The 22462-nt window shown below is 62.4% G+C and carries 29 protein-coding genes, 1 tRNA gene and 1 pseudogene; 19 read left to right on the top strand and 12 right to left on the bottom strand.

The annotated features are described in order from the left end of the window. The first annotated feature begins 3 nt into the window (after positions 1–3). The 5 genes from EBI04_RS05045 to EBI04_RS05025 all read left to right on the top strand — a co-directional run bounded on the left by EBI04_RS05045 (position 4) and on the right by EBI04_RS05025 (position 3360). Entirely contained in the window at positions 4–441 is a 438-nt protein-coding gene (locus tag EBI04_RS05045) for a type II toxin-antitoxin system RatA family toxin (RefSeq protein WP_135256478.1), read from the top strand. Between the two features lie 91 nt (positions 442–532). Continuing rightward, positions 533–805 (top strand): stage V sporulation protein S, encoded by a 273-nt coding sequence (locus tag EBI04_RS05040; RefSeq protein WP_014515944.1) that lies wholly within the window; start codon positions 533–535, stop codon positions 803–805. Continuing rightward, entirely contained in the window at positions 802–2001 is a 1200-nt protein-coding gene (locus EBI04_RS05035; RefSeq protein WP_135256476.1) for a transcription antitermination factor NusB, read from the top strand. Before EBI04_RS05040 ends, EBI04_RS05035 begins: the two co-directional genes overlap by 4 nt. Next, entirely contained in the window at positions 1998–2783 is a 786-nt protein-coding gene (proC, locus tag EBI04_RS05030; RefSeq protein WP_135256474.1) for a pyrroline-5-carboxylate reductase, read from the top strand. Before EBI04_RS05035 ends, proC begins: the two co-directional genes overlap by 4 nt. A 4-nt stretch (positions 2784–2787) precedes the next feature. Beyond that, positions 2788–3360, top strand: coding sequence for a hypothetical protein (locus EBI04_RS05025; RefSeq protein ID WP_135256472.1), 573 nt, complete (start codon positions 2788–2790; stop codon positions 3358–3360). Here the strand turns inward: EBI04_RS05025 and EBI04_RS05020 are convergent. The 8 genes and pseudogenes from EBI04_RS05020 to rpsB form a co-directional block, all read right to left on the bottom strand. Next, positions 3357–3986, bottom strand: coding sequence for a glycosyltransferase family 2 protein (locus EBI04_RS05020; protein ID WP_135256470.1), 630 nt, complete (start codon positions 3984–3986; stop codon positions 3357–3359). The genes EBI04_RS05025 and EBI04_RS05020 overlap by 4 nt on opposite strands. After that, positions 3987–4997 carry a M50 family metallopeptidase gene (locus tag EBI04_RS05015; protein ID WP_135256468.1) on the bottom strand — a complete coding sequence of 337 codons (1011 nt, stop codon included), beginning with the start codon at positions 4995–4997 and terminating at the stop codon, positions 3987–3989. After that, a complete protein-coding gene (gene dxr, locus EBI04_RS05010) occupies positions 4994–6097 on the bottom strand; it encodes a 1-deoxy-D-xylulose-5-phosphate reductoisomerase (RefSeq protein ID WP_135256466.1) in 1104 nt (367 codons plus the stop codon). The genes EBI04_RS05015 and dxr overlap by 4 nt, the downstream gene beginning before the upstream one ends. Then, on the bottom strand, positions 6094–6924 hold the full coding sequence (locus tag EBI04_RS05005; RefSeq protein ID WP_135256464.1) for a phosphatidate cytidylyltransferase: 831 nt from the start codon (positions 6922–6924) through the stop codon (positions 6094–6096). The genes dxr and EBI04_RS05005 overlap by 4 nt, the downstream gene beginning before the upstream one ends. Positions 6925–7017: 93 nt before the next feature. Then, a pseudogene (gene frr / locus EBI04_RS05000) lies at positions 7018–7535 on the bottom strand (ribosome recycling factor). 49 nt (positions 7536–7584) lie between these two features. Beyond that, positions 7585–8289, bottom strand: coding sequence for a UMP kinase (gene pyrH, locus EBI04_RS04995; protein ID WP_135256462.1), 705 nt, complete (start codon positions 8287–8289; stop codon positions 7585–7587). A gap of 75 nt (positions 8290–8364) precedes the next feature. Further along, positions 8365–8955 carry a translation elongation factor Ts gene (tsf, locus tag EBI04_RS04990; RefSeq protein WP_135256460.1) on the bottom strand — a complete coding sequence of 197 codons (591 nt, stop codon included), beginning with the start codon at positions 8953–8955 and terminating at the stop codon, positions 8365–8367. Further along, positions 8952–9740, bottom strand: coding sequence for a 30S ribosomal protein S2 (gene rpsB / locus EBI04_RS04985; RefSeq protein WP_135256458.1), 789 nt, complete (start codon positions 9738–9740; stop codon positions 8952–8954). The genes tsf and rpsB overlap by 4 nt, the downstream gene beginning before the upstream one ends. A gap of 167 nt (positions 9741–9907) precedes the next feature. On the opposite strand from rpsB, the gene EBI04_RS04980 reads away from it, so the two are divergent. Beyond that, positions 9908–9982: transfer RNA gene (locus EBI04_RS04980), tRNA-Ala, on the top strand. Positions 9983–10045: 63 nt separating this feature from the next. On the opposite strand, the gene EBI04_RS04975 is transcribed toward EBI04_RS04980, so the two are convergent. Then, on the bottom strand, positions 10046–11194 hold the full coding sequence (locus EBI04_RS04975; RefSeq protein ID WP_135256456.1) for a tyrosine-type recombinase/integrase: 1149 nt from the start codon (positions 11192–11194) through the stop codon (positions 10046–10048). Positions 11195–11245: 51 nt separating this feature from the next. Between EBI04_RS04975 and EBI04_RS04970 the strand changes: the two genes are divergently transcribed. Next, positions 11246–11506 (top strand): helix-turn-helix domain-containing protein, encoded by a 261-nt coding sequence (locus EBI04_RS04970; protein WP_206202073.1) that lies wholly within the window; start codon positions 11246–11248, stop codon positions 11504–11506. Between the two features lie 8 nt (positions 11507–11514). Here the strand turns inward: EBI04_RS04970 and EBI04_RS04965 are convergent, their stop codons facing one another. Continuing rightward, positions 11515–12258: a S24 family peptidase gene (locus EBI04_RS04965; protein ID WP_135256454.1), complete on the bottom strand. Its 744-nt coding sequence runs from the start codon at positions 12256–12258 to the stop codon at positions 11515–11517. Between the two features lie 103 nt (positions 12259–12361). Here EBI04_RS04965 and EBI04_RS04960 point away from each other — a divergent pair, with 103 nt between their 5' ends. The 9 genes from EBI04_RS04960 (at position 12362) to EBI04_RS04915 (ending at position 19453) form a co-directional block, all read left to right on the top strand. Continuing rightward, positions 12362–12790, top strand: a complete 429-nt coding sequence (locus tag EBI04_RS04960; protein WP_135256452.1) for a helix-turn-helix domain-containing protein — start codon at positions 12362–12364, stop codon at positions 12788–12790. A gap of 183 nt (positions 12791–12973) precedes the next feature. Beyond that, positions 12974–14206 carry a phage NrS-1 polymerase family protein gene (locus EBI04_RS13290; protein ID WP_206202072.1) on the top strand — a complete coding sequence of 411 codons (1233 nt, stop codon included), beginning with the start codon at positions 12974–12976 and terminating at the stop codon, positions 14204–14206. Further along, positions 14185–15246: an AICE element replication initiation protein gene (locus EBI04_RS04945; protein ID WP_135256448.1), complete on the top strand. Its 1062-nt coding sequence runs from the start codon at positions 14185–14187 to the stop codon at positions 15244–15246. The genes EBI04_RS13290 and EBI04_RS04945 overlap by 22 nt, the downstream gene beginning before the upstream one ends. A 60-nt stretch (positions 15247–15306) precedes the next feature. Continuing rightward, a complete protein-coding gene (locus EBI04_RS04940; protein WP_135256446.1) occupies positions 15307–15648 on the top strand; it encodes a hypothetical protein in 342 nt (113 codons plus the stop codon). Then, positions 15632–16123 carry a thioredoxin fold domain-containing protein gene (locus EBI04_RS04935; protein ID WP_135256444.1) on the top strand — a complete coding sequence of 164 codons (492 nt, stop codon included), beginning with the start codon at positions 15632–15634 and terminating at the stop codon, positions 16121–16123. Before EBI04_RS04940 ends, EBI04_RS04935 begins: the two co-directional genes overlap by 17 nt. Before the next feature lie 937 nt (positions 16124–17060). Beyond that, positions 17061–17486, top strand: a complete 426-nt coding sequence (locus tag EBI04_RS04930) for a hypothetical protein (RefSeq protein WP_167481889.1) — start codon at positions 17061–17063, stop codon at positions 17484–17486. Then, positions 17443–17949 carry a hypothetical protein gene (locus EBI04_RS04925; protein WP_135256440.1) on the top strand — a complete coding sequence of 169 codons (507 nt, stop codon included), beginning with the start codon at positions 17443–17445 and terminating at the stop codon, positions 17947–17949. The genes EBI04_RS04930 and EBI04_RS04925 overlap by 44 nt, the downstream gene beginning before the upstream one ends. Then, the gene (locus EBI04_RS04920; RefSeq protein WP_135256438.1) at positions 17942–18637 is read left to right on the top strand and encodes a site-2 protease family protein; all 696 of its coding nucleotides are present in this window, start codon (positions 17942–17944) and stop codon (positions 18635–18637) included. Before EBI04_RS04925 ends, EBI04_RS04920 begins: the two co-directional genes overlap by 8 nt. Before the next feature lie 6 nt (positions 18638–18643). Further along, a complete protein-coding gene (locus EBI04_RS04915; protein WP_135256436.1) occupies positions 18644–19453 on the top strand; it encodes a hypothetical protein in 810 nt (269 codons plus the stop codon). Positions 19454–19639: 186 nt separating this feature from the next. Here the strand turns inward: EBI04_RS04915 and EBI04_RS04910 are convergent, their stop codons facing one another. Beyond that, the gene (locus tag EBI04_RS04910; RefSeq protein WP_135256434.1) at positions 19640–19831 is read right to left on the bottom strand and encodes a hypothetical protein; all 192 of its coding nucleotides are present in this window, start codon (positions 19829–19831) and stop codon (positions 19640–19642) included. A 3-nt stretch (positions 19832–19834) separates the two neighbouring features. Next, entirely contained in the window at positions 19835–20017 is a 183-nt protein-coding gene (locus tag EBI04_RS04905; RefSeq protein ID WP_135256432.1) for a hypothetical protein, read from the bottom strand. Positions 20018–20077: 60 nt separating this feature from the next. Between EBI04_RS04905 and EBI04_RS04900 the strand changes: the two genes are divergently transcribed. Genes EBI04_RS04900 through EBI04_RS04890 form a run of 3 tightly spaced genes read left to right on the top strand, consistent with a single transcriptional unit; the run spans position 20078 to position 22349 of the window. Then, complete coding sequence (locus EBI04_RS04900; RefSeq protein ID WP_240695386.1) at positions 20078–20416, top strand: hypothetical protein; 339 nt, start codon at positions 20078–20080, stop codon at positions 20414–20416. Between the two features lie 14 nt (positions 20417–20430). After that, positions 20431–21177, top strand: coding sequence for a TrbG/VirB9 family P-type conjugative transfer protein (locus tag EBI04_RS04895; RefSeq protein WP_240695385.1), 747 nt, complete (start codon positions 20431–20433; stop codon positions 21175–21177). Beyond that, positions 21174–22349 carry an S-layer homology domain-containing protein gene (locus tag EBI04_RS04890; RefSeq protein ID WP_135256430.1) on the top strand — a complete coding sequence of 392 codons (1176 nt, stop codon included), beginning with the start codon at positions 21174–21176 and terminating at the stop codon, positions 22347–22349. The genes EBI04_RS04895 and EBI04_RS04890 overlap by 4 nt, the downstream gene beginning before the upstream one ends. Positions 22350–22462: the final 113 nt, after the last annotated feature.

Genomic DNA, 22462 nt, shown 5'->3' with positions numbered 1-22462 from the left:
CCCATGCCCGAGGTGCGCGCGGAACGCTGGATCAAGGCGCCAGCGGAAAAGGTGTATGCCCTGGCCAAGGACCTGGAGGGCTTGAAGCCCTACCTCAAGGAGGTGGAAAGCCTCAAGGTGCTCTCCCAGGAGGGCAACCGCACCCGAAGCGAATGGGTGGCGGTGGCCATGGGCAAGAAGGTGCGTTGGCTGGAGGAGGAGGAGTGGGACGACCAGAACCTGAGGAACCGCTTCTACTCCCCGGAAGGGGATTTTGACCGGTACGAGGGCACCTGGGTCTTCCTGCCGGAGGGGGAGGGGACCCGGGTGGTCCTGAGCCTGACCTATGAGCTCACCATCCCCATCTTCGGGGGGCTTTTGCAGAAGCTGGTGCAAAAGCTCATGCAGGAGAACATAGAAAGCCTTCTTAAGGGCCTGGAGGAACGGGTTCTGGCTTCCTAGTTGCACATGGGGCCCTTTTGCTCTACCATGGGCCTGAAGCCGCCCATGTCCTTCCAAAGCGGGGTGGCCCAAGAGCTTTCAGGAGGTCAAAGTGGAAACGTTGCGCGTGTCTTCCAAGTCCCGCCCCAACTCCGTGGCCGGCGCCATCGCGGCGCTCTTGCGCACCAAGGGGGAGGTGGAGGTGCAGGCCATCGGGCCCCAGGCGGTGAACCAGGCGGTGAAGGCCATCGCCATCGCCCGGGGGTACATCGCCCCCGACAACCTGGACCTGGTGGTCAAGCCGGCCTTCGTCAAGCTGGACCTGGAGAACGAGGAGCGGACCGCCCTTAAGTTCAGCATCAAGGCCCATCCCCTGGAGTCTTGAGGCCGGAAAGCCCCAGGGCCCTGGCCGTTCGCATCCTCCTCGAGGTGGAGCGGGGTGGCCGGGCCCAATTGCTTCTGGACCGGACTTTAGACCGTCTGCCCTGGTCCGAGCGGGACAAGGCCTACGCCACCCACCTGGTGTACGGGGTCCTGCGCCGCCTGAAGTACTTGGACTTTCTCTTGGAGCCCCACCTCAGGAAGCCGGAGAGGCTTCCTCCCCAGGTGCGCTGGATCCTGCGCCTGGGGGCCTGGGAGTGGCTGTCTGGCAAGGCGGACCATGCCCGGGTGAGCCCCTGGGTGGAGGAGGCCAAGAAGGCCTCTCCTCGCCTTGCCGGCCTGGTCAACGCCGTGCTCCGTCGTTTAAGCCTGCGGGAGGCCCCGGAGTGCGTACGCCTCAGCCTGCCCGGCTGGCTTTGCCAAGCCTGGCAAGAATTCTTCGGCCAGGTGGCCTTCGCCGAAGGGTTCAACGAGCCCGCTCCCCTCTTCGTCACCGCGTACCGCCCCGTGGAGGGGTTGAGGCCGGGGCCCCTTCCGGACAGCTACGTCTGGGAAGGTCCCAAGACCGATTTCTCCGCCTTGGGCCTGCAGCCGCAAAACCCGGCCTCCCTGTTCGCTGCGCAGCTTTTGGAGCCCAAGTCGGGGGAAAGGGTGCTGGACCTGTGCGGGGGTGCGGGGCTTAAGGCCTTTTACCTGGCCGCCAAGGGGGCGGAGGTGGTTTCCTACGACCTTAACCCCAGGCGCCAGGAGGCGGGGGAGAAAACGGCGAGGAAGCTGGGCCTGAGGGTGGCCTACCGCACCCAGGACCTGACGGAACCCCTTTCCGAGAAGGCCAAAAAGGTTCTTCTGGACGCCCCTTGCACCGGAACCGGCACTTTCCGGAGCCATCCCGAGCTCCGCTACCGCTTAGCTCCAGAAGACCCGAGGCGCATGGCGGAGCTGCAGCTTAAGCTTCTGGAGACCGCCGCCCGGGCCACGGAGGAGGGAGGGGTGCTGGTCTATAGCGTCTGCACCCTGACGGAGGAGGAGGGGGAAGGGGTGGCCCGGGCCTTTCTTGCCCAGCACCCGGAGTTTGAGCCGGAGCCCATAGCCTGCCCCTTCCCCGTACTGCGGTCGGGCCTGGGTATCTATGTGGCCCCGGAGGGAGGCTTGGATGGGTTTTATTACCTGCGCCTGCGGAAGGTAAACTCTAGATCATGAAGCTGGTGTTCGTGGGCCTGGGCAAGATGGGGAAAAGCATCCTGAAGGGGGCCTTGGACCGGGGCTTCCTCAGGCCCGGGGAGGTGGGGGTGGTGGGCCGTACCCCGGAGCGTACCCGGGAGCTGGCCGAGGCCTTTGGCCTTCGTCCTCTGGCCCTTAAGGAACTCGCCCAGGCGGAGAGGGTGCTTTTGGCGGTCCAGCCCCGGGATTTTCCCCATCTGGCCCCGGAGATCGCCCACCCCGGGGTGGGGTACATCTCCATCATGGCCGGGGTATCCACGGCGGTCCTTTCCCGCAGGCTGGATACCCGGCGGGTGGTGCGGGCCATGCCCAACCTGGCGGCGGTGATCGGGGAGAGTTCCACCGCCCTCACCGCCTTAAGGGAGGCCCGGGAGGCCGGGGACCTGGACTTCGCCCGCACCCTTTTCGCCACCGTGGGGGATGTGTACGAGATCCCCGAACACCTCTTTGACCCCTTCACCGCCATGTCCGCTTCTGCCCCCGCCTATTTGGCGGTGGTGGCGGAGGCTTTGGCCGATGCTGGGGTGAAGATGGGTATGCCCCGGGCCCTGGCCCTGCGCCTGGCGGCGGAGGCCCTGGCGGCCACGGGGGAGCTTTTGAAAAGCCGTCATCCCGCCCAGCTCAAGGACGAGGTGGCAAGCCCCGGGGGAACCACCATCCACGGCCTTCATGCCCTCGAGGCCCGTTCCTTAAGAGCCGCCTTCTACGAGGCGGTGGAGGCCGCCACCCGGCGCGGGCACGAGCTGGGAGAGGCGGAGTAAGGGTATGGGAGGCGCTAAGGGCGGGGGACTTTGGCGGTTCCTCTGGGCGGTGCCGGTTTTCCTTTCCCTGGCTCTGGGCCAGGTCTTTCCCCAGGGAGGGGGACGGTACCTGTACTCCGATGGCACCCAGCAGGAGCTCCTCCCCACCCAGGAGGGGTATCGCCTCCGCTACCTAAAGGAGGGGCGGGTCTTCCGTGAGGACCGGCTCAAGGGGGGAACCGAGGGGCTTTTTCTCCTGGGGGTGGGTCTGCCCGAGGGGTACTTTCCCTTTACGCCCCCCCTTCTCCTCTACCCCTCGAGGCTGGACCTGGGGCTTTCCTGGGGCGGAAGCGCCCAATTTCGTGGACAGCGGGTGGCCCTTTCCGCACGGGTGGAGGGAATCGAAGGGGTAAGGGTGAAGGCCGGGGCCTTCAACGCCTACCGGGTGCGGGTAGCCTACACCACGGAGAAAGGAGGTACGGATCTCAAGGAGATCTTCCTGGTTCCCGGCCTCGGGGTGGTGGCCTACCGCACCGGGGAGGCCTGGGTGGAGCTTTTAAGGCTTCCGCAGGCCCTTACGCCCAGGCAGGGGCCCTAAGCCTTGGCCTTGAGGTAGTAGCGCAGGATTTCCCGGTACATGCGCAGGCGGTGGAGAAATCCCGGTAGAAGTCCCCGCTTTTCCTCCTTCATCACCTGGCTCACCCCAGGAAGGGGCAGGTAGAGGACCCGCCAGCCCGCCTTTTTGGCGTGGCGGGTGAGGAGGAGCTCCAAGTCGTATCGGGCACCCTCGAGGCCCTGCACCCCTCGCAAATCCTCCGTCTTCAGGGCCCGCTGTCCGGAGAGAAAGGGGGTGAGGCGCATGGCGAGATCCGTGGAGAGCCTTCCCCCTTGGAAGATGCCCACCGTCATCTCCGCCTTTCCCTCTGCCACAGGGTCCAGCAGGGACTCCAAATGGTGCGGGGCAAGACCCAGAAGATCCGCATCAAGGAGGAGGACCAAGGGGGTGTTCACCCGTTTGAGCCCTTCGGCGATGGCCCCGCCCTTACCCCGGTTGTGGGGCAGGCGCACCACCTGGGCTCCAGCGCTGGCGGCCTCCTGGGCGGTGCGATCCTCTGAGCCGTCGTCCGCCACTACCACGGGGAACCCTGCCTCCTTGGCCACCCGCACCACCCCTGCGATGGTGGCCTCCTCGTTGTAGGCAGGGATGAGGACCGTGGCCTCCATCTAGCCCCCGAGAAGCCTCCTTAGGTCCTGGAAGGTGACCAGGATGACCAGGAGGATGAGGAAGGCGAAGCCCAGGTAGTGGACCATCGCCTCCTGCTCGGGGCGGATGCGGAGGAAACGGGAGAGGAAGAGGAGGAGGATGCGCCCGCCATCCAGGGCAGGGATGGGCAAAAGGTTGAAAAGGGCCAGGGAGAGGTTGATGGCCACGGTAAGCTCCAGGAGGCGGAAAGGCCCCTCTTGGGCTGCCCGGCCTGTTTCCGCCACGATGCCCAAGGGGCCCACCACCCCACTATCCGGGTTCCCGGCCAGCACCCCCAAAAGCCCTCCCACCAATGCCTTCACCATCTGGGGTCCGAAGGACAGGGTACGGCCCACGGCCAGCCCCAGTCCTTCCAAGAACCCCACCCGGCGGAAGGCCACCTCGGGCTGGTACACCACCCCAAGCCGCTCCGTGCCTTCCTGCCAGGTGAGGGAGAGGGTGACCTCTTGTCCCTGACGGCGCACGGTGAGGGTGTGCTCCCCTGGGGTCTTCACCCGTTCAATCCCCTGGGCCTGGGTGAGGGGTATCCCGTCCACGGCCACCAGGATGTCCCCGGCCCGTAGCCCCGCTGCTTCCGCCACGCTCCCCGGGAGGACTTCCAGGATCACCGCCCTTCCCGTGGCCTCCGGCACCCCTTGAGTGCTGAAGAGGTAGGCCAGGAGTCCCCAGGCCAGGAGGACGTTCATGACCACTCCCGCCAAAAGGACCCAAAGCTTCCCCAAGAAGGGAAGGGCATCATACCCCCGGCCCCGCTCCTCGGGGAGGAGGCCCTCGATGTCCGCGTACCCTCCCAGGGGAATGGCGGAAAGCCGCCACTCCGTTCCCCAGGCTTGCCGCCGGAAAAGGACGGGGCCGAAGCCCAGGCTGAAGGCCTTGACCCGCACCCCTTGGACCCGTGCCGCCAGGTAGTGCCCCAGCTCGTGCACGAAGATGCTCACGCCGATGATGATCAAAAACCAGAACAGGCTCATGCCCACCTCTTGGCCTCTTCCCGGGCCCAGGTATCCACGGCGAAGAGGTTCTCCCATGTTAGGGGAAGGGAAGGGGTGTTTTCCAGGACTTGGGCCAGGATCTTTGGGATTTCAGTAAAGGGGATCTTTCCGGCAAGAAAGGCCTCCACCGCCACCTCGTCGGCGGCGGAAACCGCTACCTGGGCCACCCCGCCCCGCCTGCCCGCTTCATAAGCCACCGCCAGGGCGGGGAAGCGCTTTAGGTCCGGCTCCAAAAACTCCAGCACCCCGGGGATAGGCAGGTTCTGCAAAGGAGTTTCCGCCCTTTCGGGGTAGGTGAGGGCGTACTGGATGGGAAGGCGCATGTCCGTGGGGCCCAGTTGGGCCTTGAGGCTCCCGTCCACGAAGCGGACCAGGCCGTGGACATAAGCCTGGGGGTGAACCAGGACCTTGATCTTCTCTAAGGGAAAGCGGAAAAGCTCCTTGGCCTCGAGGACCTCGAGGCCCTTGTTGAAGAGGGTGGCGGAGTCTATCGTCACCTTGGGGCCCATGCGCCAGCGGGGATGGTTTAAGGCCATGGCCGGGGTGACCTGGGAGAGGTCCTCGGGCTCCCGCAGGAAAGGCCCTCCGCTTGCCGTGAGGATGAGCTCGGCCACGTCCTCCCGCCTTTCCCCCAAAAGGGCCTGGAAAAGCGCCGAGTGCTCGGAGTCCACGGGGAGGATCTCGGCCCCCTGGGCTTCCACCTCCTGCCAGAGGAGGGGCCCCGCTGCCACCATGGCCTCCTTGTTGGCCAGGGCCAGGCGCTTTCCTGTTCTGGCCGCAGCCCGGGTAGGAGCAAGCCCCGCAAGGCCCGGAATGGCGGCCACGGCCACCTCCGCTTCCAAGGAGGCCACCTCTTCCGGGGTGCCAAGCCTTAGCCCGGGGAAGCGAGCCTTTAGCTCCCCGTGGAGGCTTTTGTGGGCGGCCACCAGGAGGGGCCTCCAATCTTGAATTTGGCGGGAGAGCTCCTCCAGGTTTTGCCCGGCGGCAAGCCCCACCACCCGGTAGCCCCGCCAGCGGCACACCTCGAGGGCCTGCTGCCCTATGGAACCCGTGGAGCCCAGGATCACCACCCGTTTCATGTGAAGAGCACCACCAAAAAGTAGGTGAGGGGGAAGGTGAAGAGAAGGCTGTCAATCCTATCCAGAAGGCCGCCGTGGCCGGGAAGGAAGTGCCCCGAGTCCTTCACCCCACAGTACCGCTTCAACATGGACTCCACCAGGTCCCCAAGCTGGGCAGCCAGGGAAAGGAGGAGGCTGAAAAGCCAAAGTTCCAAGAGGCCGAAGGGGAAGACCTCCCGCACCAGCCCGGTATAGAGGGCCAGGGCCAGGAAGCTTACCGCAATCCCTCCCAAAGAGCCCTCCACCGTCTTGCCGGGGGAGATTTCCGGGGCCAGCTTTTGCCGCCCCAAGGCCCGGCCCACGAAGTAGGCGCCGATGTCGGTGGCGAAGCTGGCCACCAGGGGCAGGGAAAGGGTCCAAAGGCCCAGGGTGCTGTCCGGGATCTCCCGCAGGAGGAGAACATACCCCAGGCTCCAGGGCAGGTACAAAAAGGCCATGAGGGTGAAGGCGAAGCGGGTGAGGTCGGCTCCCTTGAGCAGCTCATGGCTGAAGCTCCCCAGCAGGAAAAGCCCCAGGGCCACCTCCCGCCAGGGCACCTGGGGGAAGTGCCAGTAGAGCTGGGGTAAGGAGAAGAGGAAGAGGAGTACCCCCCCGCCCACCAGGAAGGGCAGGTTCAGCCGGATGCCCCTTTTGGCCAGCATGTCCCTAAGCTCCAGGCTCCCCAGCCACAGGACGAAGACCAGGGTGGGCAGGATGAGGGCGAGTCCCCCCCAGAGCACCCATAGGAGCAAAAGAACCCCTACCAGGGCGGAGAGGACCCGGGTGGGCAGGTCGTCCCTGCCCTCCATCACCCCTCCCTCCCCGTGGGCCCCCGGGTAAGGGGCCCATACGATTTGGGTAAGCCGTCCACAGCCAACAAAACGGGGTCCTAAGGGGCTTTCCTAGCCTAGGATCTCCTGCTCCTTCTTCTCCAGAAGCTCGTCGGCCTTGGCGATGAACTCGTCGGTGATCTTCTGGATTTCGGCTTCCGCCCGCTTGGTATCGTCCTCTGAGAGGTGGAGTTCCTTGGAGAGCTTCTTGAGTTTTTCCAGGGCCTCGCGCCGAACGTTGCGGATGGCGATCCGTCCCTCCTCGGCGTAGTGGCGGGCGGTTTTCACCAGCTCCTTACGCCGTTCCTCGGTGAGGGGGGGATGTTGATGTACAGGGCGTCCCCTTTGTTGCTGGGGTTCAAGCCCAGGTCCGAGTCGCGGATGGCCTTCTCTATGGCCTTCAGGGCGTTTTGGTCCCAGGACTGCACCACCAGGGTCTTGGCGTCGGGGGCGGTTACGGTGGCGATCTGGTTCAGGGGCACATGGGTGCCGTAGTACTCCACCTTGAGGTGGAGGAGAAGGGCGGGGTTGGCCCGCCCGGTACGAAGGCCCGCCAGGCTGTGCTCCAGGGCCTCGAGGCTCTTTTGCATGTGCGCCCTTGTTTCCGCGTAAAGCTCTTTCAGGTTCATGGCACCTCCTTCAGGTGTGGATCAAGGTACCTACCTTTTCCCCCTGGATAATACCCACCAGGGCGCCGGGTTTGAAGATATCAAAGACCACGATGGGAAGCCCCGCTTCCATGCACAGGGTGATGGCGGTGGTGTCCATGACCTGCAGGCCCCGGTTCAAGACCTGCAGGTAGGTGAGCTCGTCAAAGCGTACCGCGTTGGGGTTCTTCCGGGGGTCGTCGGAGTAGACCCCATCCACCTTGCTCTTGGCCATGAGGACCACCTCGGCCCCCACCTCCAGGGCCCTTAGGGCGGCGGCGGTGTCCGTGGAGAAGAAGGGGTTGCCCGTCCCCCCGCCGAAGATGACGATGCGTTCCTTCTCCAGGTGGCGCAAGGCCCGCCTGCGGATGTAGGGCTCGGCCACCTGGGTGATGGTGAGGGCGGTCTGGACCCGGGTGGGGATTCCTAGGGACTCCAGGGCGTCTTGCAGGGCTAGGGCGTTCATGATGGTGGCCAGCATGCCGATATAGTCGGCGGTGGCCCGGTCCATACCCACCCCCTGCCTTGCTCCCCGCCAGAGGTTCCCCGCCCCGATCACGATGGCCAGCTGGACTCCCGTGTCGTAGGCGGCCTTGATCTCCTTGGCCAGGGCCTTGGTGGCCTCGGGTTCAATGCCGAAGCCATTTGCGGTCAGAAACTCGCCGGAGAGTTTAAGGAGAACCCTTTTGTACTTCATGGCTTATCTGGCCCCACAACCTGATTTAACAAAACCGGGGCCCCTTTGGGTAAGGGCCCCGGTTTCCCGCATGGCCTATGCCCCCAGCTCAAAGCGGCAGAAGCGCCGCACCACGATGTTCTCCCCCGTTTTGGCGATGGCTTGCTGGAGAAGTTCCTTCACCTTCACCTTGTCGTCCTTGACGAAGGGTTGCTCCAAAAGGGCCACCTCTTCCAGGTACTTCTTCAGACGGCCTTCGGCGATCTTCTCGGCGATCTGCTGGGGCTTGCCTTCGTTCAGGGCGGCCTGGATGTAGATCTGCCGCTCCCGTTCCAGCTCCTCCGCGGGGATCTCCTCGGCGGAGACGTAGCGGGGGTTCATCATGGCGATGTGCATGGCCAGGTCCTTGGCCAGGTTTTGGAAGACCTCGTTCCGGGCCACGAAGTCGGTCTCGCAGTTGAGCTCCACCAGCACCCCTACCCGCTGGTTGTGGTGGATGTAGTGGCCGATGATGCCCTCCCGGGCCTCCCGCTCCGCCTTCTTGGCCGCCTTCATGGCCCCGCGCTCCCTTAGGAGCTGGACGGCCTTTTCCTCGTTCCAGCCGGCGTCTTCCAGGGCCTTCTTCACGTCCATCATCCCGGCCCCGGTGGCCTCGCGCAGCTTCTTGATGAGTTCCATCTGGCTCATGCTTCCACCTCGTCCTCGCCGAAGTCGGATTCCCCTTGGACCTGGGCTTCCGCCTTCTCGGCCTCCTCCACCAGGGCGTAGGAGGGGGAGGGTTCCACCACCCCGCCTCGAGCCTGGATGACGAGGTCCACGGCCCGGGAGACGATGAGCTGGATGGAGCGGATGGCGTCGTCGTTGCCGGGGATGATGTAGTCCACCAGTTCGGGGTCGGAGTCGGTGTCCGCCAGGGCCACCACGGGGATGAAGAGCTTGCGGGCCTCCCGCACGGCGATGGCCTCCTTGGTGGGGTCCACCACGAAGATGGCGTCAGGAAGGCGCTTCAGGCGGCGGAAGCCCGAAAGGTACTTGTGCAACCGATCCAGCTCGTGCTTTAAGCGCACCTGCTCCTTCTTGGGCCGGTCCTGGATCTCCGGGGAGGCGAAGAGGTTCTCCAGCTCCTCCAGGCGGTTTACCCGCTGGGAGATGGTCTTGAAGTTGGTGAGCATCCCGCCCAGCCAGCGCTGGTTCACGTAGGGCATCCCCGCCCGGTCGGCCTCCATGCGCACAATGTCCTGGGCCTGCTTCTTGGTGCCCACGAAGAGCACCGTGCCCCCGCGCATGGCCAGGTCCTCGAGGAAGCGGAAGGTGCGCTCCAGCTCCACCATGGTCTTCTGCAGGTCGATGATGTGGATGCCGTTGCGCTCCGCGTAGATGAAGCGGCCGAACTTGGGGTTCCAGCGCTTGCGCTCGTGGCCGAAGTGGACCCCTGCCTCCAGAAGCTCCTTGACGCTGATGTTCACAGGCATATTCCTCCCGTTCGGGGAAGGTTGGGCTTGGCGTTCCGTTGGCGCACCGACCTACTTCCCGCGGGACCTTCCCCTGCCCGCGGGCTGGCTCGGCACGCCTTCCCGATTATAGGGGGCGAAGGCCCTTTGCGTAAGCCCCCCCTTTTGGGCTATACTCCCCTAGGCTTGGGGCGGTAGCTCAGAGGGAGAGCACCCGCCTTGCAAGCGGGAGGTCAGGGGTTCGAATCCCCTCCGCTCCACCAGGCTGGGGGACGAAGAAATCCCCGGGGAAGCCCCCGGGGCTTTCCTTTGGTCTTACCCCTTGTTTACCCCTTATCCTCCTTCTCGGGGTTGCCGGATGGCAAGAGCTTGAGGGAGCGGAGGGTGGCCTTGAGGTCGTCTTGGGAGACCTTGGCGTAGTGCTGGAGGGCGGTGGTGAGGCTTCGGTGTCCGGCCAGGGCAGCGGCGAGTTTGGGGTTGCCCGTTTGGCGGATGATGCGGGTGATGAAGGTGGCCCGGAGGTCGTGAAGGCGGGCCCTGGGGACCCCGGCCTTTTGGAGGATGTCCAGCCAGATGCGGCGGAGGTTTTCTGGGCGGAGGGGTGTGCCGGTGGTGGAGGGGAAGACGAGGCCCTGGGGGTGGTAGAGGCCTTCGGTTTCCAGGCGTTCCCGGTGGGCCAGGAGGACCTGGCGGGCCTCTTCGGGGAGGGGGAGGGTGCGTTGGGAGCCTGGGGTTTTGGTGGGGCCGAGGGTGGGTTTGCCGGTCATGTGGTTGGGGACGAGGGCCCGGCGGACGCGGAGCTCGCCCCGTTCCAGGTCCAGGTCGTCCCAGGTGAGGCCGAGGATTTCGCCCCGGCGGAGGCCGAGGGCGGCGGCCAGGTAGAAGACGGGGAAGAGGCGGTGTCCTTGGGCGGCCTGGAGGATGCGCTGGAGTTCGTCTTCGCCGAGTTCACGGCCTGCTTCACGGGAGGGGAGCCTGGGGAGCTTGGCGAGGTCCACGGGGTTGTGGGGGGTGCGTCCGTAGCGGAGGGCGCGTTCGTAGGCGCTGTGGAGGAAGTTGCGCACGTGGGCGATGACGCTTTTGGAGTAGCCTTCTGCGGCCAGGCGGCGGTAGAGGGCCTCCAGGGCCTCGGGGGTCACCTGGTCCAGGCGGGGATTACCCAGGTGGAGGCGCACGAGGCGGAGGTAGAGGACGTAGTTGTAGACGGTGTTGTCCCGGCGGCCTTCGGCGGCGAGGGCTTCGGTGTGGGCCTCCAGCCAGTCCAGGAGGGGAGGGGGCGAGCCTTCCAGGGGGGTGAGGCCGTAGGCCAGGGCCAGCTTGCGGCGGAGGAGATCGGCCCGCCGGTCGTTTTCCCGGTTCCTGGGGCCCTTGAGGTAGACGCTCTTCCTCTTCCCGGCCACGGTGAGGCGGATCTCGTAGGCCTTGAGGTCCTTGCGGTAGCGCACGGATCCTTCACCCTTGGGACGGCGGGGCATGGGAAGAGGATACCGCTTGACAGCGGGGGTAGGTGTTTTCTACTTTAGTAGGTGAAGGAGGCGAGAGAGATGTCCAGGGAGTTTTTGGAAGGGCATTTAGGGGCGGGTGGGTTTTCGCGGTTGGCGGTGGGGGTGAAGGAGGCGGCGTTTGCGCTGGGGGTGTCGCAGAAGCAGGTGCGGGACTGGATTGCCCGGGGGGAGCTGAGGGCTTTCAAGGCGGGGAAGCGGACGCTGATCCGGGTGGAGGAGCTGGAGGGGTTTGTGCGGCGTTTGGAGGAGGAGGCCCCGGCGCATGGGAGGAAGGTGAAGTAGAGGCCCAACTAGGTCAGAAGCTTTTTCTTTGGTTTCCCATTGGGGAGGCTTCGGATTATCTGAATGACGGGGCCCCATATTTTAGCCCCTTCAGGTAATGGCTCATCTGGGTAACGAGGGTTTAGGCTGTGCATGAGGGGTTCGCCTTTTTGTGCGTAATAGAGTTGTTTGACCACAATTCCGTTTCCAGGGATGCCTATAGCGACGATAGCGCCAGGGTCGTATCCTCCTTCTGTCCAGACCACAGCCACGTCCCCCTCGTAAAGGAGAGGTTCCATTGAGTCTCCCACGATGCGGATGCCGAAGATTTGGTTTCGCTTGCCTTTGAGTTCCGGCAAAAACAAGGTGACGAACTCCCGGGCATCGTCCCACGAGGGTGATCCTGCTCCTGCATCCACGATGGGCAAAGTAACGGGATATAAGGGTTCTCCCTCCTCTTTCTCAGAAACGGGTTCGGGGGGTTCGGGGAGCGATTGGGGTTTTCTCCAGAAGCGAAGAAGTGCGTCTATTATGTCTTCACTCAACCCATAGGCCCTAAGGATGGCGCTGGCAGTGGTAGCTTTCATACGGCGGATGTCCCGCTCCCCCAGTTCCACCTTGGAGATGTAGGCGGGATGTAGCCCCGCCCTCGCGGCCACTTGGTGTTGACGAAGCCCCTTTCTTTGCCTTACTTCCCTGAGGAAGGATCCGAACTCCTTGGGCTTCATCTGAGATAACGACTTCGGGTCTAAACCCTCCCAAACCAGGGACATAGGAGCATACTACTGCATTTTCCGAGCGGTAAGAAAAGCCATTTTGGATATCCACTTTGAGGGGTGTATTGACATAATGACAAGACAAAGATAGCATGATTGTATGCGAGGAGAGGTTTTGCGCCGCTTGCGTGAGCAAGCTCGTTTATCGCGCCGGGAGTTGGCCCAGAGGGCAGGGGTGGAGGAAGCCACCGTGTGGCGTTTGGAGATGGGCCAGCGTCAGGGCCGTCCAGTTGTCATAGCCAAACTGGCACGGGTGCTGGCGGAGCTCACGGGACGGGGGGTGGGCGATGTTCTAGCGGAGCTCATGGGGATGGAGGGAACGGAACCTCTGGAGGTACGGGTGATTCCCCGCTATCTTAGCCTACCCGAGGCCGCGCGTTATCTGGGACTTTCCCAGGCAGCCGTGCGTCAAGCGGTGCGGGAAGGCCGTTTGCGTCCCCGCTCCATTCCCGGCCCCCGGGGGATGCTCGTGTTTTCTCTGGCAGAACTAGACCGTTTCGCTGAAAGCTACCTGGAGGCGGTTTCATGAAGCGGGTGGAGGTGGTTTTGCTTCCGGGCGAAGTGGGGCTTCTGATTTCTCCCACGGGGCGGGAGGAGGACTTGCGTTTGGTGGGGGTATGGGAGGGTTTGGCGTTGGAGGAGGTTTTGCGGGAGTTGAGGGTTTTGTTGGGTAGAAGCGGGAGCGCTGTGGTTTGTGTTTTGGAGGTATGCCGTGAGTGTTGATTGGGCGGCGTTGGGCAAGCGTTTTGTGGTGTGGCGGTACGAAGAGCGCGGAGGTAAGCGCACCAAGGTGCCTTACAACGGCAAGGGAAGAGCCTCGGTGCGAAATCCGGAGGGGTGGCTTACTTACGAGGAGGCTCTTGTTTTAGCCAAGCGTTTTGACGGGGTGGGCGTTGTTTTAGGCGGGGACCTGCACGGGGTGGACCTGGATTGGAAGGGGAGGGAGGGGGTTCCCGAGGAGGTTGTTGAGATCATAGAGGCGCTGGGGAGCTACACGGAGTGGAGTCCTTCGGGGGAGGGTGTCCACATTCTGTTTAGGGGGCAGTTTGCTCCTGTAGCTTCCCGAGGTTTGCTCCCGTCAGGTGTGGGAGTGGAGATCTACGTCTATTCCTCCCCTGGAGGTCGCTTTTTCACCCTGACGGAACGATGCTGGGAAGGAAAGTGTGTCTTGCGGGAGGCTTCCGAGGAACGCTTGCGTTCCCTGGCCGCCAGGGTTTTGCCGGAAGCCTTTGTGCGCTATTTGGAGGCCCACCCTGAGGTGAAGGCCTTATGGCGGGGAGAATGGGAAGAGCGCTATCCCTCGCAGAGTGAGGCTGACTTGGCGTTGGCTTCCCATTTGCTTCGTTTTACTCGGGGGGACAAGGGCGAGGCAGACCGGTTGTTCCGCCTTTCCGGCCTGTACCGTCCAAAGTGGGACGAGGACCGGGGAGGTAGGACCTATGGGGAGATGACCCTTGACCGGGCGGGCGGGAGGTCATCTTCTAGTCCCTCGAGGTCTGAAGGGGGCTCCAAACTGGATGCGGCGCTTTCCCTTTTGCGTTCTAGGGTATCGCTTTGGCGAACGGAGGATCGGGAGGTTTTTGCTGACCTTCCTGGGGGACGCTCGTACCGGGTGAGGGATGGTCGGTTTCGGGCATGGGCTTTGGGCCAGATGCGGGCTGAGGGGGTGCTGCTTCGGGGAAGCGAATGGAGCGATTTGGTGTTGCATCTGGAGGCTGACGGGGATCAGGCTCCGGAGTTTCCCCTTTTCGTTCGGGTGGCCGGCTACGGGGGGACATTTACTTGGACCTGGGGGAAGGTCTGCCTGTGGTGCGCATTTACCCTGGAGGGTGGGATACCCTTCCTCTTGAGGAGGCTCCCGTTCGTTTTGTCCGTTCCCCTCATGCTGGACCTCTGCCTCTCCCTGACAAGAACGGGGATCCCTTGCTCCTCAGGCGTCTTCTGAACCTTCCAGATGAGGAAGAGGGAGAAGAGGCTTTTACGCTCCTCCTGGCTTGGCTTTTGGGCACCCTGAACCCCAGGGGACCTTACCCCACCCTGCTTCTCAAGGGGGAACGAGGGGCTGGAAAGTCAACCACGGCCAAGCTCTTGAAAATGCTGGTGGATCCCGGTCGTGCTCCTCTTCGCGCCATTCCCAAACGCGACCCCAAGGACCTCATGGTGGCTGCCCGCTGGAGCTGGATCCTAGCTTTTGACAACATTTCTGAGCTTTCCTTGGACCTTTCAGACACGCTTTGCCGTTTAGCCACGGGGGAGGGGTTTGTGGCGCGGCGGCTTTTTACGGATGCGGAGGAGGAGGTAGCGGAGTACGCGCGTCCTGTGGTGCTGACTTCGGTGGTTGACCCCATGACGCAACCAGACCTCATTGATCGGTCATTAGCTGTGAGCTTGGTGCGGGTGCCGGAGGACGAGCGTAAGCCGGAGGAGGAGGTTTGGGGGGAGTTTACTCGTTTGCACTCGGCGATTCTGGGGGGGTTGTTGAACCTGGTGGCCTGGGGGTTGGCTTCTCAGGAGACGCTTTCTCATTTGCCCCGGATGGCGGATTTTACTCGTTTTGTATACCGTGCGCTTTCTCCGCTGAATCTGCACCACAAGTTTCTTGCGGCTTACGAGCGTTCTCGGGAGGCCTTGGAGGTCACGGCGGTTCACGAAAACCAGGCCATCTCAACTTTGGTGAGCCTGGTGCAGGTGAGGGGGAGTTTGGAGGGTTTTTCCCAGGAGATCTTGGAGGCATTGGAGGAGCATGTGGGTTACAAAGGGACGAAGTTTCGTCCCAAGGGATGGCCTTCATCTCCTGTGGCGTTTGGGCGGTTGGTGCAGCGGTTCCGTTCCTCGCTGAGGGCATTGGGGATAGAGGTGGAGGTGAGGCACACGAAGGAGGGAAGGCGTTTCCTCCTGTACCTGAAGCGGGAGGAAGTGGTCAAGAGCCCTGGGGTGATCTTTGAGGAGGAGTTGGAGGGCGCGGATCTTTCAAAAGGGGGATAGGGGGTTTTGTCGCCCTGTTTTCTACCAGGGAAGTTTCTTATGCTACCGTTGAAGTGAGGGATGTTGAGAGAGCGCGAGGCCAAAGAGTTGGGGCATCTCTTGAGCTGGGCTGGGTTGTTGGGAGCGGAGCTCAGCTACGAGGGGGGTTTGCTCAGGGGAAGAGGTGCGGAGAGGGTGCTTTCCGAGATAGAGGGGAAATATCGCTTGCCCGTTGTGGAGCTTCTGATGCTGGCCGGGGGCAGGTTGGAGGCTTCGGTTCTTCAGGTGCTTGGAACAGCCGCTCAGGGAAGAGGATGGCGGGGCATGGTGGAGGTGGCTCAGGCGGTAGGCATCTTGCGGAAGTATGGCTCCATAGGGGCTTCCAAAGCCATAGAGGAGGTAACGAATGCCCCGGTGGCTTAAACGAGTATTTCTCGGGGTGGTTCTCTTGGCTATAGGGTTGACATGGGGGATTCTGACCTCTCCCGCGCGGTCTCCTGTGGTTCCCACCTCCTGGGTTCTGGAGGAGGCCTGGCCTTACCGCAAACCCCCCTTTGTTTTACTCTTTATGGATCCTCTTTGTCCGTTTTGTCAGCGCTTGGAAGAAGCTCTCTCTCAAGACGCCGATTTGGTACCTTTTGTTCGCTACGTGCCGGTGACCAAACACCAGGGGTCGTTTGACCTTTGGGTGAAGCGTCTGAAGGAGGAAGGCTGGACGGAAGAGGAAGCCGAGCGTTGGGTGCAAAAGGGTATAGTTCAGGCCGCTCTTTCCGGTGCTAAGCTCACCCCCACGACCGTGATTTGGCGGGGGGATTCGGATTACGAGGTCATCGTGGGGTTTAGAGGGTATGAGGGTTGGGCTGGAAGGGTCAAAAAAGCTCTCGGTCTTGGGGATTGATCCGGGACAGCACCTTGGTTACGCTCTTGTTCCCCCAGGGAAAATGGGGGTTCTACGCTTACCCGAAGATGCCACAGAGGCTGTGCGTGTAGCTTTGCGAGAACTCCACCCTCTTCTCTTGGAGGCGGAGGTGATTTTGGTGGAAGGGTGGAGCGTGCGGGGCAAACGACCGGGACGGCATGCGCTGGTTCCTGTGGCTTTGGTGGGAGCGTTTGTTGCCCTGGGGGCGGAAACGGTGTCTCCCCGCTGGAAGCAGGAGATGGCTCCCCGGATTCCGCAAGGGTTCAAAGGGATCCCCGGTTTTCATCCTCCCTCGGGGCTGGACCCCACAGACAGGGGGATTTGGTTGCGGTTGTACCTGGACGGGTGGGGCCCTCTTTTGGACGAGCTCAGGCGAATGTCCCGAAAGGACCGCCCTCATGCTCTGGATGCCCTGGGGTTGGCAAGGTACGCTGGTCTGTTGAGGGGGGAAAGCTATGCCAGGGCAGCTTCCGTATGAGCAGGTGTTTTTCTCGATGAGCCTGGCGTTCATGGCGGGATTGGTGGTGGGGAGCTTCCTTAGGGTGCCCCTTCGCTGGGCCTTGGGAGTTGCAGGGGTACTCGTCCTGGGATACTGGCTTTGGGCACCGAAGGAGGTGGAAGCCTGGTTGCAAAGCTGGGCCCTTTGGTTGGAGCGGGAAGTGGAAGGATTTGTAGCAACGACCATGAGGTGGGCGTCCTGGGTTCTAGGGGATCCCCAGGGTGCTGCGGTTTACCTTTCTGAGAAGCTTATGAGCTTGGGGACCAAGCTTGCGTTTTGGGCGGGGGTCTTGGGGAGGGTGCTGTCTTGAAGCCTGTGGAGAATCTTTCTCTCGAGATCCTTTCCCTACTGCGGAAGGGGGAAACGTTTTTGGCCCTGGGGCTTTTAGGGGCCGTGGGTGTGCTGTGGCGGAGGGAGATGAGGAAGCTTTTGGAGCTTGTGGAGCGGGGGCGGACGTGCGAGGCGGCGGTGCTGGCGGGGTTGATGGTCAAATCCCCCTGGTTTTACAAGGACCAGCCTGAGCGCCCTGCAGGGGGATGGCGCGAGCTGGACCCTTTGGTGGAGCTTTTTTCCCGCCAGGGGGACGCGGTGGGGGCGGAGGCGGCCATCCACCTCAAACGCCGGGCAAGTTGGCCGGAAGCTCGTTGGCTTGAGCTTTTGCACAGGAGGCTAGGAAAGGAGGTGAGTTGGGAGGACCTGTCTTTCGCGGTGCGGTGGTTGAGGGAACACCGGCTTATGCTGGAGAGATTGGGCATAGGGTTTGTGGTTCCTGGGCCTGAGATGCCGAAGGAGGGGAGGCATGACGAGGGTGAAGTTGAGGCAACAACCGGAGGTGGCGCGTAAGGTGGCCGAGGTTTGGATTTCGGGGGACCGCTACTTGGCGAAAGCCCTCACCATGGGTTTCAAGGTGCTTTTGGACCGGGAGTTCGCCCGGTACGGGGCTTGGGTGCGGGAGGGGCGTTTGGGGGAGGCGGGAGCCTACGCCATTATCCTGGCGAGGAGCCCCTACGCCTACAAGTTTCCCAACCGCAAAGCCCCCAGGGCGGGTTGGCGGGAGCTAGAGGGTTTGGTGGAGCGGGTTCTTCCCCTGGGCGATGTGAAAGTGCTGGAAGCGGCGGTGCGGTTGAAGGGGGAAGCGGATGAGTCCGAGGTTCTCTTGCTTCTGGAACTCATGGAGGCTGGCGTTGAGCCGGAGGTCTTGGGGGAGGTGGTCAAACGGATGGTTCAGTATCTCCCCGAAGGCCGGAAACATGGAGGAGGGGAGACCACACCTCCTTACATGGGAATGGAGGTGAAGAGTGCTTGAGCTTTTGGTCGTGCTCCTCATCCTCTACTTGGCCTTGGTGGTGCATGAACAGGGACACCTGTGGGCCCTAAAGTGGATGGGTTTCCCTGTGGCAACGGTGGCCCTGGGCGGTCCGCCTTGGGTTTGGCGCAAGCGGGTGGGAGAAACCGAGTACCGCCTCGGGCTTTTGCCCCTCTACGCCTTTGTCAAACCCGGGGAACGCTTCTCCACAGCTTCCCCCTGGCAAGCAACCCGGGTTTACCTGGCAGGACCTCTCTTCTCTTTCCTGGGAGCTTTTCTGGGCCTGGTCTTGGCCGGGATACTTACGGGAAACGGAGAGGTTTTGGTTAGGGGGATAAGCACCTTTTTTCTCGTCCCGTGGATTTTGGGGGAGAACCTGTTCCTTCTTTTTTCGGGTGGGTTGAGCCGGGAGGACATGGGGTTCGTGGCCTTTTTCCGGGGGGGTGCGGAGATGGTGGAAGGTGGTGTGGTCAAGGCTCTGGGTTTCTGGACTGTCCTGAACATGATCCTGGGTTGGTTCAACCTTATCCCGTTGCCTCCTTTAGATGGGGGGCAGGTGTGGCTTTCTTGGGTTCGGGGACGGTACCGGGATGCGGTGGTGACCTGGAGCGTGATCGCAGGACTAGTTTTTGTGGCGACTTTGATGGTGGTGGCCTTGGGGTTTGACCTGGGACTTCTAGGAAGGTGAGGGGAAATGCGGGTCTTTTTCCTGGTTTTCGTTGGGGTGTTTGCTGGGTGTGCTCCTACCCTAACGGGCAATCCGTTAGGCGAGGTGGATTTGGGTCAGGTCTTGCCGGGGAGCGGGATTTACCGCGAGAGAACGGCGTTGCCTTCGGTTTCGGAGGAGCGCTTGGTGAGCCCTGATCCTCGGGTGAGGGAGATTGCTTTTGACCAGCTGTCCAGAGAGCGTCGGGGAGCGGAGGTGGGGCCGGAGTTCTACTACCTCTACGGGCGCTACTATCTGGCCTCAGGGGACTACTCAGTAGCGGCCAGCTACTTCAACCTTGGCCTGCGGGCCCTGTACCCCTATGCCTTTGACCGCCAGGGGAGGGACGTGTGGGAGTACGGGTACGGGAGGGCAGAGGCGTATCTGCGCTTTACTCCCGAGAAGGCTGTGCGGGATGCACGGGTTCTGGTGGAAAAGGCAGCCCCGGTTTCCGATCGGTTTCGCCTAAGTTCCCGGCTCCCCCAGAAGCTTCGGGGGAGGGAACTCTTGGTGCGGGCACTTGTGGCTGCGAAATCCTACGAGGAAGCCCTCTCGGAAGCGGAGGTTTACTTCAAGGAGTGGGAAACCTGGCGTGGAGAGCTGAACCCCTTGGTGAGCCTCCCGGCCCTTTGGCGGGTGGTTTTAGAGCGGGGGAAGGCTCTTGAGGGCCTAGGACGGCTGGGGGAAGCTCGTACGGTGTATGAGTCCATCGTTAGCGCCTTTGAGCGGGGTACGCCCGTGGACCGCCCCACCTACGAGGAGGCCAAGGCCCGTTTGGGCACGCTCAAGGCGAACTAAAGGCGCTTTCCCGCTTCATCCCCCATCCTGTTGCATGGAATGGGGGTCTTCTTCTTTCTCATCCGGTTCCTTTGGGAAAGCCTGGGGTGGCTAGGGGCCTTCCTGTTTTACCTCCTAGCCCTTGCCCTGGATGAGGAAACCTGAAAACCGCCCTCGAGGTCGAGGGCGGTCCGTGGGCTTCTGCGATCAGAAACCCAGCAGGTAGGCCAGAATGCCCATCGCCAGCCAGAAGCCAGCGATGGCTCCGGCCACCACCAGAACAGTCAGAGCCCATTCCCTGACCGCTTGGTGGAAGCCTTTCCTCGGCCTTTCCTCAATCTCCCTCCACTCCACATCGATGACGTGGGGGTCACCGGGTGGGAGTTCGGGTTTCCTCACCGCCTACCTCCTTTCGGTGGCAGCCATCGCTACAGCCGCCACCATTAGCAGGACGAAAACCCAAGCCGCTTCCACGTTAGGGAAGGGAAGTTCCCCCCTCCACGCCCGTAAAGCGGGGACTCCCACAGCCACGAACACTGCCAAGGTTGCCACAACCTTCCTCATCATCCCCTCCTTTCGGATCAAGTAGAGTATATCACAGGTTCAATCCACGAGATTTCAACTACGGTGTATAATCTTTGCGAGATGACCTTTTTTCGCCTTTGGGTAGTGGTGTTGGCGATAGGGAGCTTGGCCTGGGCGGCGGGGGGAGGGTGGGTTCGCCCGCCCATGAGGGTAACGGCAAAGGTGGAGCTGGTTCCTTACGGGACAACGGTGCTTCGTTTTGGGGAGGAGGTGAGGTATGTAGCCACAGGGTGGCCCTATGTCCAGGTGGCGGTTTTGGAAGGCACCTTGGTTCTGCTCCGTCCCTTGGTTCGGGAGGGGCAGGGGGAGCTCTGGATCATGCTTCGGGATGGCAGGGAATACAGGCTAGAGGTGGTGGTGGCGGACAAGACCTTGGCTAAGACCTACCGCTTTCGGTGAGGAGGTAAGGAGTGATGCGCGTTCTCGGTTGGGTGTTGGCCCTTTGGAGCATAGCCCTGGCACAACTTGGCCCTTACGTGGAGCGGATTTACGATGTGCGGGATTTGATGACCCGTCCGGGTATCGTGGTGCTCACGCCGGGATTTTTGACGGTGGTGGATGTGGACGAGCAGGTGGAGCAGGCGGTTTCTGCTCGTTCGGACCTGTTTGAGCTTCGGGTGTTTGGCAACAGCATCTACCTGAGGCCCACGAAGCGGGCGGGGACCACGGATTTGGTGGTGACGGCGGGGGGAAGGGTGTTCATGCTCCGGCTGGTCATTGACGAGCGGAGCTTCAGCACGTACCGCTACCGGGTGCGTTATCCCAAGGCGGACAACCCTGAACCTCCGTTGCCGGAACAGAAGTCTGCGGCTTCACGTGCGGCCTCTTCTCCTGTGGCACTTCCCGTGCAGGGGGAGTTTACGGTTACCCGAGCGGGGGAGGGGTTGTTGCTGGAGTACCGCATCTACAACGCGGGACGGGATCCTGTGATCCTGGACACGGCTCGTCTTTCTTTGCGGGGAGCTGGTGGGCCTTACAGCTTCCGGCTGCTTTGGCGTGAGGGAGCGGCGGTTCCGGGGCGGCTGATGCCTGGGGAAACGGAGCGGGGAGCTCTTCTTGTGGAGAAGGGAACCCCTCCTCTGGAGCTTACTTGGACGGCTACGGTGGTGGGAAGCGGTCGTGAGGTGATGCTGAGCCAGCGGTGGGGTGAGGTGAAATGAGGAGGGTTCTTCTCTTGGGGATGCTTTTGAGTGCCCTGGGGTGGGCGCAGTTTTCCGATGTTCCTCAGGGGCATTGGGCTAGGGAGGCCATCGAGCAGCTAGCGAACGAGGGGCTTCTGTATGGGTTTCCTGAGGGAACCTTTCGTCCTGACGGGCAGTTCAGCCGGGCCCAAGCGGCGGTGACGCTGTGGCGGCTGATTCTCCAGTATCGCTTGAAGGACTTGAGGGAGCTTACCCGGGAGGACATAGAGCGGCTGAAAGGACTTTTGGCAGCGGTAAAGGCTCTTCAGGAGGGAGTGGAGGAAGCTCGTCAGGGGACGAACACTTTGGCGGACAGGCTGACGGGAATGGAAGGGAGGCTGGCTTCCCTGAGGGATGAGCTTTCTTCCTTGGCGGGCAAGGGGGTGGAAGCGGGAGAAGAAGCGCTGAGACAACTGCAAGAGGCTTACGCCAGGCTTTCTGGGCTTGAGGGGTTGGTGTATAAGGCCCTCAAGGACCAGCGGGAAGAGCTTTCGGCTTTGGCGGGAGCCTTGCGTGATTTGGATGCCAAGGTCAAAGCCCTGGAGGAAGCCTGGAACCAAGCTCGGGAGGGTGATCGCAGGACGCTTGAGGAAAGGTGGAATGCGCTTTCCTCTTCGTTGTCCCAAGCGGCTTCCAAGGTGGCTGCTTTGGAAGCGAGTTTGGGTAAGGTGGGGGAGCTAGAGAAAAATCTAGCCGCACTGGAGAGGCGTGTGACGAGTCTGGAGGAGGGGCTGAAGACTCTTCGGGAAGAGGTGCGGAAGCTTCGTGAGGAAGTGCCTAGGGTGCGCAAGCCCAAGCCGTTTGGAGTGGGCCTTTACCTTTCAGGCCTAAGTTCCGGGTTTGGCGTGGGGGAGTACGTTACCTCCGGGGGCTTTTCTGTGCGCTTGTTGGGGGCCTTGGGCAATCCTGGCCCGTACCTTTCCGGTTCCTTGGGTTACCGACACGAGGGGGAAGGCGTGGGGTACCGGATAGGTCTGGGGCTGGGGCGTGGGTTTTTTGGCCCGGGCTTCACCTATGGCGAGGGATCTTTTGGGCTCAAGGTGGATTTGCTGAGCGGGTTGTCCCTGGTGGCGGAGGGGGTTTACTCCTACCCGTTGGGGTCTGGTCCTATCGTGTCCCGGTTTGGCGTGGGGGTGATGTACCAATGGTGAGGTTGTGGTTTTTGGCCCTGAGCCTTTTGGGGTTAGGGCTTACAGCGTGCACCAGCGTACAGGGTTCTCTGAACGGCAGGTTGGCGGTGGAGGTGAGTGGGCTTCCATCGGGA

The organism is Thermus caldilimi, from assembly GCF_004684245.1.
GTDB classification, from domain to species: domain Bacteria; phylum Deinococcota; class Deinococci; order Deinococcales; family Thermaceae; genus Thermus; species Thermus caldilimi.
This window is presented reverse-complemented; position numbering and strand designations above follow the sequence as displayed.